Origin of the sequence: Aeromonas sp. TW 6, assembly GCF_013168745.1 — a bacterium.
Lineage (GTDB): Bacteria > Pseudomonadota > Gammaproteobacteria > Enterobacterales > Aeromonadaceae > Aeromonas > Aeromonas caviae.
This window is the reverse complement of sequence record NZ_JABERS010000086.1, coordinates 1-6,628: the sequence shown is the minus strand read 5'-3', so window position 1 is coordinate 6,628 and position 6,628 is coordinate 1. Positions and strand designations below refer to the sequence as shown.

At 63.0% G+C, this 6,628-nt stretch carries 7 protein-coding genes; 4 read left to right on the top strand and 3 right to left on the bottom strand.

Annotated elements, in window-relative coordinates:
* Positions 1-162: 162 nt before the first annotated feature.
* The gene (locus HKD46_RS20855) at positions 163-972 is read right to left on the bottom strand and encodes a MipA/OmpV family protein (protein ID WP_043155304.1); all 810 of its coding nucleotides are present in this window, start codon (positions 970-972) and stop codon (positions 163-165) included.
* A 174-nt stretch (positions 973-1,146) separates the two neighbouring features.
* On the bottom strand, positions 1,147-2,469 hold the full coding sequence (locus HKD46_RS20850) for an AI-2E family transporter (RefSeq protein WP_161469681.1): 1,323 nt from the start codon (positions 2,467-2,469) through the stop codon (positions 1,147-1,149).
* A 127-nt stretch (positions 2,470-2,596) separates the two neighbouring features.
* Here HKD46_RS20850 and HKD46_RS20840 point away from each other — a divergent pair, with 127 nt between their 5' ends.
* Entirely contained in the window at positions 2,597-4,051 is a 1,455-nt protein-coding gene (locus HKD46_RS20840; RefSeq protein ID WP_223918331.1) for a M48 family metalloprotease, read from the top strand.
* A 133-nt stretch (positions 4,052-4,184) separates the two neighbouring features.
* Here HKD46_RS20840 and HKD46_RS20835 read toward each other — a convergent pair whose 3' ends face one another.
* Positions 4,185-4,664, bottom strand: a complete 480-nt coding sequence (locus HKD46_RS20835; protein ID WP_171865932.1) for a TlpA disulfide reductase family protein — start codon at positions 4,662-4,664, stop codon at positions 4,185-4,187.
* A 60-nt stretch (positions 4,665-4,724) separates the two neighbouring features.
* Here HKD46_RS20835 and arsC point away from each other — a divergent pair, with 60 nt between their 5' ends.
* The 3 genes from arsC to HKD46_RS20820 all read left to right on the top strand — a co-directional run bounded on the left by arsC (position 4,725) and on the right by HKD46_RS20820 (position 6,609).
* Positions 4,725-5,075 carry an arsenate reductase (glutaredoxin) gene (arsC, locus tag HKD46_RS20830; RefSeq protein ID WP_043155313.1) on the top strand — a complete coding sequence of 117 codons (351 nt, stop codon included), beginning with the start codon at positions 4,725-4,727 and terminating at the stop codon, positions 5,073-5,075.
* Complete coding sequence (locus HKD46_RS20825) at positions 5,072-5,446, top strand: DUF2069 domain-containing protein (RefSeq protein ID WP_043155315.1); 375 nt, start codon at positions 5,072-5,074, stop codon at positions 5,444-5,446. The genes arsC and HKD46_RS20825 overlap by 4 nt, the downstream gene beginning before the upstream one ends.
* Positions 5,447-5,694: 248 nt before the next feature.
* The gene (locus HKD46_RS20820; RefSeq protein ID WP_234924985.1) at positions 5,695-6,609 is read left to right on the top strand and encodes a linear amide C-N hydrolase; all 915 of its coding nucleotides are present in this window, start codon (positions 5,695-5,697) and stop codon (positions 6,607-6,609) included.
* Positions 6,610-6,628 lie beyond the last annotated feature (19 nt).

Below are 6,628 nucleotides of genomic sequence, written 5' to 3'. Positions count from 1 at the left end.
CAGGCGTGAATGAAGTCGAGAGCTTGGTCGATACGCATAAAAAAATCCGAAACCCAACAAGGAGTTTCGGATTCTTACACAGCCTGAGGATCGGTCAATGGATCCTTAACTGATCGGCATTAGAGCCATGGGCTCCTTTTTTGTTGTCCAGTCCGGATGGGGCTACCAGATGTAGCCCACCCCGAAGCCTGCATAGAGTTCTCCCTGATGCTGGACGATGGGGCTGTCCGCGATGTCGTCGTCGTAGCGCTCGTAGTTGATGCCAAAGCCGCCAATCCAGTTGGCGCTGAAGCGATAGCTGCCGATGAGGGAGACCATGGGGGAGAGGGTGGTGCCCGTGTTCCACGCCGGCCTGTCCGCCCTCGCTTCGTCTTGCGAGACACCGCCGAAGTAGTAGTTGGCGAGGTTGTGGCTGCGCAGCATCACGCCGGCTCCCGGCATCAGCAGCAGGGGACCGCGGATGATGGGGAAGTTGGCCCACAGCATCAGTTCCTGACCGTTGCTGGTGCCGGTCACATCCGTGGTGGCCCGCACGCTCCAGAGGGCGTAGGGAGTGATGAGATCGGCCCCAACACCGGCCTCGAACTGCCCCTTGCGCTTCTCCATGCCATGGAGGAAGGGATCGTCGTCCGGGTCCAGGTTGCCAAAGCGCATCCGGCCGAAGGCATAGGTCGAGAGGTTGCCATCCCGGCTGAGGTAGTAGCGGGCCCGATCCCCCAGATACATCAGGTTGTCACCAAAATAGAGGGCCCCCGGGATGGGCATCAGGGTGTCGTCCTGGTGCTGGTAACGGGCCTGACCGCCGATGACGGCCCCGCCCAGCACCAGCCCCTTGGGAATGGGGCTGTCAGGGCTGTCGCTGGAGAAGGCGCTGAGGGCCCCGATATCGAGGTCTGCCCGGACGGGAGAACAGAACAGCAGTGCCAGAAAGGCACCCAAAGAGGCATGGCGCAGGGCAGGGACTGGGGACATGACAGATCCTTGTCGGTGGGTGGGCAGTGGGAACGAATCAGACCTGCGTAGCAAGTCAAACGGATGTCGGTTTTCAATTAAACCCGACAAGGCAAGCATGAGCCAGCGTCACGGAGGTGCTGCTGGTGGCCGGTATCTGGAAGGGGCGAGACCCAGCCTCGCCCCTTGCCAGGGTCAGGGGGCGGGGCGGGGGAGATCTTCCCGCTTGGGCCAGGCGTTGAGCACCGCTTTGACCAGGGTGGCGAGGGGAATGGCGAAGAAGACGCCCCAAAAGCCCCACAGACCGCCAAACACCAGCACGGCGATGATGATGGCCACCGGGTGCAGGTTGACCGCCTCGGAGAAGAGCAGGGGGACCAGCAGGTTGCCGTCGAGGGCCTGGATCACGAAATAGGCCACCATCAGCCAGGCGAAGTCGGGGGTCAGCCCCCACTGGAACAGGGCCACCATGGCCACCGGCACGGTCACCGCGGCGGCGCCGATATAGGGGATGAGCACGGAAAAGCCCACCGCGACCGCCAGCAGGGCGGAGTAGCGTAATCCCATCAGGGCGAAGGGCACATAGGTGGCGATGCCGACGATGACGATCTCGATCACTTTGCCGCGGATGTAGTTGATGATCTGGTCGTTCATCTCCACCCAGACCCGGTTCACCAGGGTGCGGTTGCGGGGCAGGAAGCGGCGCAGGCCGCCCATCAGCACCTGTTTGTCCTTGAGCATGAAGAAGACCATCAGGGGCACCAGGATGGCGTAGATGAGGATGGCCACCACGTTGATGAGGGAGCTCAAAGAGGCGCTCACCAGTTGTTCGCCGCCGGTCAGGATGCGCTGGCGAATGTTGTCGATGATGGTTTCCACCAGGCTGACGTCGATGATCTCGGGGTATTTTTCCGGCAGGGTGCGCACATAGTCCTGGGCATGGGCCAGCATGGCGGGGGCCTCCTTGGCCAGGTTGACCCCCTGGCTCACCAGCGTCGGGATGAGGCCCAGCAGCATCAGGGTCGTCACCGTGATGAACAACAGCAGGACCAGGCTGGTAGCGACGGTGCGAGAGAGGCCGCCCCGTTGCAGGCGACTCACCGGCCACTCCAGCAGATAGGCCATCACCAGGGCCACCAGCAGCGGTGCCAGCAGATCCCCAAACAGCCAGAGCACGGCAAAGCAGAAGACCAGCAGCAGGAAGAGGGTGACGGCATCGGGGTCGGAAAAACGGGTCTGATACCAGCGCTTCAATACATCTAACATCGAGGCTTCCTTGAATGGCGGCTCACGGGGGGGACGGGCAACGACGAGCAGCAGGGAGAGGCGGGTAGCTGACTCTTCCCGGGTCTGGACATGGTGACCCTGACGGTGCAGATAGGCGGGAATATCCTGCCGGGAGCCTGCATCCCCGAGCTGGATGCACACGGATTGACCGGGCCGGGCCTGGCGCAACCAGAGCTTGAGCCGGATGAGGGGCTCGGGACAACGCCAGGGGGTCAGGTCGAGCTGTTCCATGAGAACTCCATCGCGTGCGTGGCGGTCATTATGGCCGTGATGAGAGGATGAAACAACGCTTGTGGGCCTTGAATGGCAAGGGTATTCTGCCGATGCCCGCTGGGGTCTGATTGGAGATAGAGATAACGTGGCACGTTTTTCCCCCCTGATAGCATCGCTTCCCCTGTTGGTCACCCTGATGGGGGCGACCTTCCACGCCCAGGGGAGCAACCAGTTGCCCGACATCGGTACCGCCGGGGTCGCCGCACTGCCCATCGAGCAGGAGGTGCGCTACGGCAACGCCTTCATGCGTTTTGCCCGGGCGGGCCTGCCCATCATCGATGACCCCGTGCTCAACGAATACATCGACGATCTGGGCCAGCGGCTGCTGACCAATGCCGACGGGGTGCGCTTCCCGTTCACCTTCTTCCTCATCAACGATCCCAGCATCAACGCGGCGGCCTTCCTCGGTGGCCGGGTCAAGGTGCACACCGGCCTCTTCCTTTACGCCGAGAGCGAGAGCGAGCTGGCCTCGGTACTGGCCCACGAAATCACCCACGTGACCCAGCGTCACATCGCTCGTTACATGGAGGCACAGGCGAGCAGCTCCGCCATGACCCTGGCCGGCCTGGTGGGCTCCATTGCACTCGCGGTGATCAACCCCACCGCCGGCATCGCGGCCTTGCAGACCACGCTTGGCTTGTCGATGCAGTCGGCCATCAACTACACCCGGGACAACGAATACGAGGCGGATCGCATCGGCATGAAGACGCTGTATGACGCCGGATTCGATCCCATGGGCATGGCCAACTTCTTCCAGAAGCTGGCGGCGGAGTACCGCTATGCCAGCAAGCCGCCGGAGATGCTGCTGACTCACCCCCTGCCGGAGACCCGGATCAGCGAAGCCCGTGCCCGGGCCGGGAGCTATGGCGCGCGCGCCCTGCCGCCGAGCCTGGACTTCTGGCTGGCCAAGGTGCGCATCCAGGTGCGCTATGGCACCGAGACGCCCCAGGCGCTGCTCACCTACTTCGACAGCCGCCTGCAGAAGGGGGATTACCCCCTCAAGGATGCCGCCATCTATGGCAAGGCGCTGGCCCTGTTGCAGCTCAAGCGCACCGACGAGGCCGACACCCTGATGCAGGAGCTGGCGACCCGTCACCCGGAGGATCTCTTCGTGGTGGATGCCCTGACCGACATCGATCTCGCCAAGGGGCGCAGCGCCCAGGCCATCGCCAGACTGGAGCGCTTCCGCACCCGGATGCCGGACAACGAGGTGGTGGTGGTGAACCTCGGCAACGCCTATCTGGAGGGGGGCAACTACAAGAAGTCCATCGCCATCCTGGACCCTTATGCCCGGGAGCACGACGAGAACAGCCTGGCCTGGAGCCTGCTGTCGGACGCCTACCGCAAGGCGGGCAGAATGACGGACCTGCACATGGCACGGGCGGAGACCCTTTCCCTGCGCGGGGACTACCAGGCGGCCATCGACGAACTGATCGTGGCGCGGGGCACCACCAGTGACAAGCTGACCCTGGCCCGCATCGAGGCGCGTATCACCCAGCTGGAGCGGGCCAAGAAGGATCTGGACAGCCTCAAGGGCTGAGTCCGGAGCGGGTTGATGGCAGGCGGGGTGCTCCTTTGGGGGCATCCCGCCTTGTTTTGCAGGCTAAAATAGGGCCTTTCATCGGTTTCAACGCATCTTGATGATGAAGAAATGAGAGTGATGGATGGCTCTGCTATGGGGCGCTCGCCAGGCGGCGTTTTATCTCGGCGAGCTTCTGTTCGTCCAGCTCTCCCACCAGGGTCTCCAGCAGCGTTCCCCTGGCATCAAGCAGATAGCTGGTGGGCAGCGCCCCGGGCCTTGGGAACGGGAGGCGGGCGTCGTCATCCGGGATCATCAGGGGAACCCTGATGGCGTGGCGCCGTGCCAGCTCGGTCAGTTCGGCGGGAGAGGCGGGGTCATAGTGGATGGCGATCACCCGGATCTGACCTTCCTGGTGCAATGTTGCCAGCAGGGGCATCTCCCGCAGGCAGGGGGCGCACCAGGGAGCGAAGTAGTTGACCAGCAGTGGTTTGCCACCGAGCTCCGCGAGGCTGACCTTCTTTCCCGCGCCGTCGGTAAAGTCGGGTGCCGGGCTGCAGGCCCCCAGCAGGGTTGCCACAATCAGCCAACAGATCCGTTTCATTTCCATAGCCTTCCCGCTTACCCTGACCATCCGTTTCCCCTACAATAGCGCCATTTCTTGTCCCATCTTGCGATTAATCAGGGAGTTATCATGAGCGAGACCCAAATCTACCACAATCCGCGCTGCTCCAAGAGCCGTGAAACCCTGGCCTTGCTGGAACAGCACGGGGTCGCCCCCGAGGTGGTGCTCTATCTGGAGCAGGCCCCGAGTGAGGCACAGATCCGCACCCTCCTGAGTCAGCTTGGCTTCACGGATCCCCGACAGCTGATGCGCACCAAGGAAGAGCTCTACAAGGAGCTGGGGCTCGGCGAGGTGAGCGGCGATGATCTCATTCGTGCCATGCACCAGCACCCCAAGCTCATCGAGCGCCCCATTGTCATCAAGAACGGGCAGGCCCGCATAGGTCGTCCGCCCGAGCAGGTGCTGGAGATCCTCAAGTGAGCACCCGCTTCGCTCGCCTGCTGACCCTGGCCGGTTTTTTCGGCCTGCTGGCCTGGGTGCTGCTCTGGCACCTCTGGCTCTCGCCCCACCCGGATCTCGCCCCCTGGCTGTTGCCGGTGATCTGGACGGTGCCGCTGCTCTTCCCCCTCAAGGGCATAGTGCAGGGCAATCCCTACACCCACGCCTGGGGCAATTTCGTGCTGATGCCCTACTTCCTGCACGCCCTGACCCTGATCACCACGGATGAGGGGGAGCGGTGGCTGGCGGTGGTGGAGCTGGTGCTCACCACCCTGGCGTTTGTGGGCACCATCTATTATGCCCGCCTGCGTGGCCGCGAGCTGGGGCTGAGTATCCGCAAGAAGGAAGGCTGAGCCCCTCCCTGTCCGCCTGCTGGCGGGCAGGGTATGTGTCTGAAACCGACGCAAGCCAGCGAATGGCATCTGGCGGTATCGCCCCGAAGTGGCTTGCTTATCTTTTTGATTAATTTATGGATATTGATCGCTGATTGGCAGGGCAGCACCTCTGTTGATAGATCTGTCACCTGGTTTGCCAGCCTCAGTCAGCCCCTGTTATGCAAAAAGGGGTATGCTTGTGTTTTCAACAGACTCGAGTGATCCATATGACAATCCTGCGTTCCCCCCTGTTGCATAAGACCCTGCTGGCCCTGACCGTCTCGCTCTCCGTCAGTTCCCTCGCCGATGCCTGTACCCGCGCCGTCTATCAGGGGGAGGGAGCGCTGGTGGTGACCGGTCGTACCATGGACTGGCGCAGCGCCATGCCGACCAATCTCTGGGCGCTGCCCCGTGGCATCGCGCGGGAAGGGGAGGCCGGTGCGCACTCCATGACGTGGACGTCGCGCTACGGCTCCGTGGTGGCGGCAGGCTTCGATGCGGGCACCGCCGACGGCATGAACGAGAAGGGGCTGGTGGCCAACCTCCTCTATCTGACCGAGTCCGAGTATGTGACCCCGAGCGACAAGGATCCGCGCAAGACTCTCTCCATCTCGCTCTGGGCCCAGTACGCGCTGGACAACTTCGCCACCGTGGCCGATTCGGTCGCCGCCCTGTCGAAGGACGAGTTCTATGTGGTGACCACCCTGACCCCGGATGGCAAGCCGGGCCAGCTGCACCTCTCCCTCTCCGATGCGAGCGGCGATTCCGCCATCTTCCAGTACGTGGGGGGCAAGCTGCAGAGCTACCACGACCGCAGCTATCAGGTGATGACCAACTCGCCGACCTTTGACAAGCAACTGGCCCTCAACGACTACTGGGAGGAGATTGGCGGTCTCACCATGCTGCCCGGCACCAACCGCTCGGCGGACCGTTTTGCCCGCGCCTCCTTCTACATCAAGACCCTGCCAAAGACCGACCAGGCCAACGAGGCAGTGGCCGGGGTGATGAGCGTGATGCGCAACGTCTCGGTACCCTTGACATCCTCCCCCACCTTAGCGCTTCGCGTCACAGGAGGGGGATTCCCATTACTGGGTGATAGCTGCTCGCGCAGTACCGGGTTCCTGCTTCATCGGGCGGCCTGATTGCACCGCGCCTCCACAG

Excerpts from the sequence above, each read along its gene's own strand:
- HKD46_RS20855 (WP_043155304.1), bottom strand. The coding sequence starts at position 972 with ATGTCCCCAGTCCCTGCCCTGCGCCATGCCTCTTTGGGTGCCTTTCTG.
- arsC (WP_043155313.1), top strand. The coding sequence starts at position 4,725 with ATGAGCGAGACCCAAATCTACCACAATCCGCGCTGCTCCAAGAGCCGT.
- HKD46_RS20835 (WP_171865932.1), bottom strand. The coding sequence starts at position 4,664 with ATGGTCAGGGTAAGCGGGAAGGCTATGGAAATGAAACGGATCTGTTGG.
- HKD46_RS20820 (WP_234924985.1), top strand. The coding sequence starts at position 5,695 with ATGACAATCCTGCGTTCCCCCCTGTTGCATAAGACCCTGCTGGCCCTG.
- HKD46_RS20850 (WP_161469681.1), bottom strand. The coding sequence starts at position 2,469 with ATGGAACAGCTCGACCTGACCCCCTGGCGTTGTCCCGAGCCCCTCATC.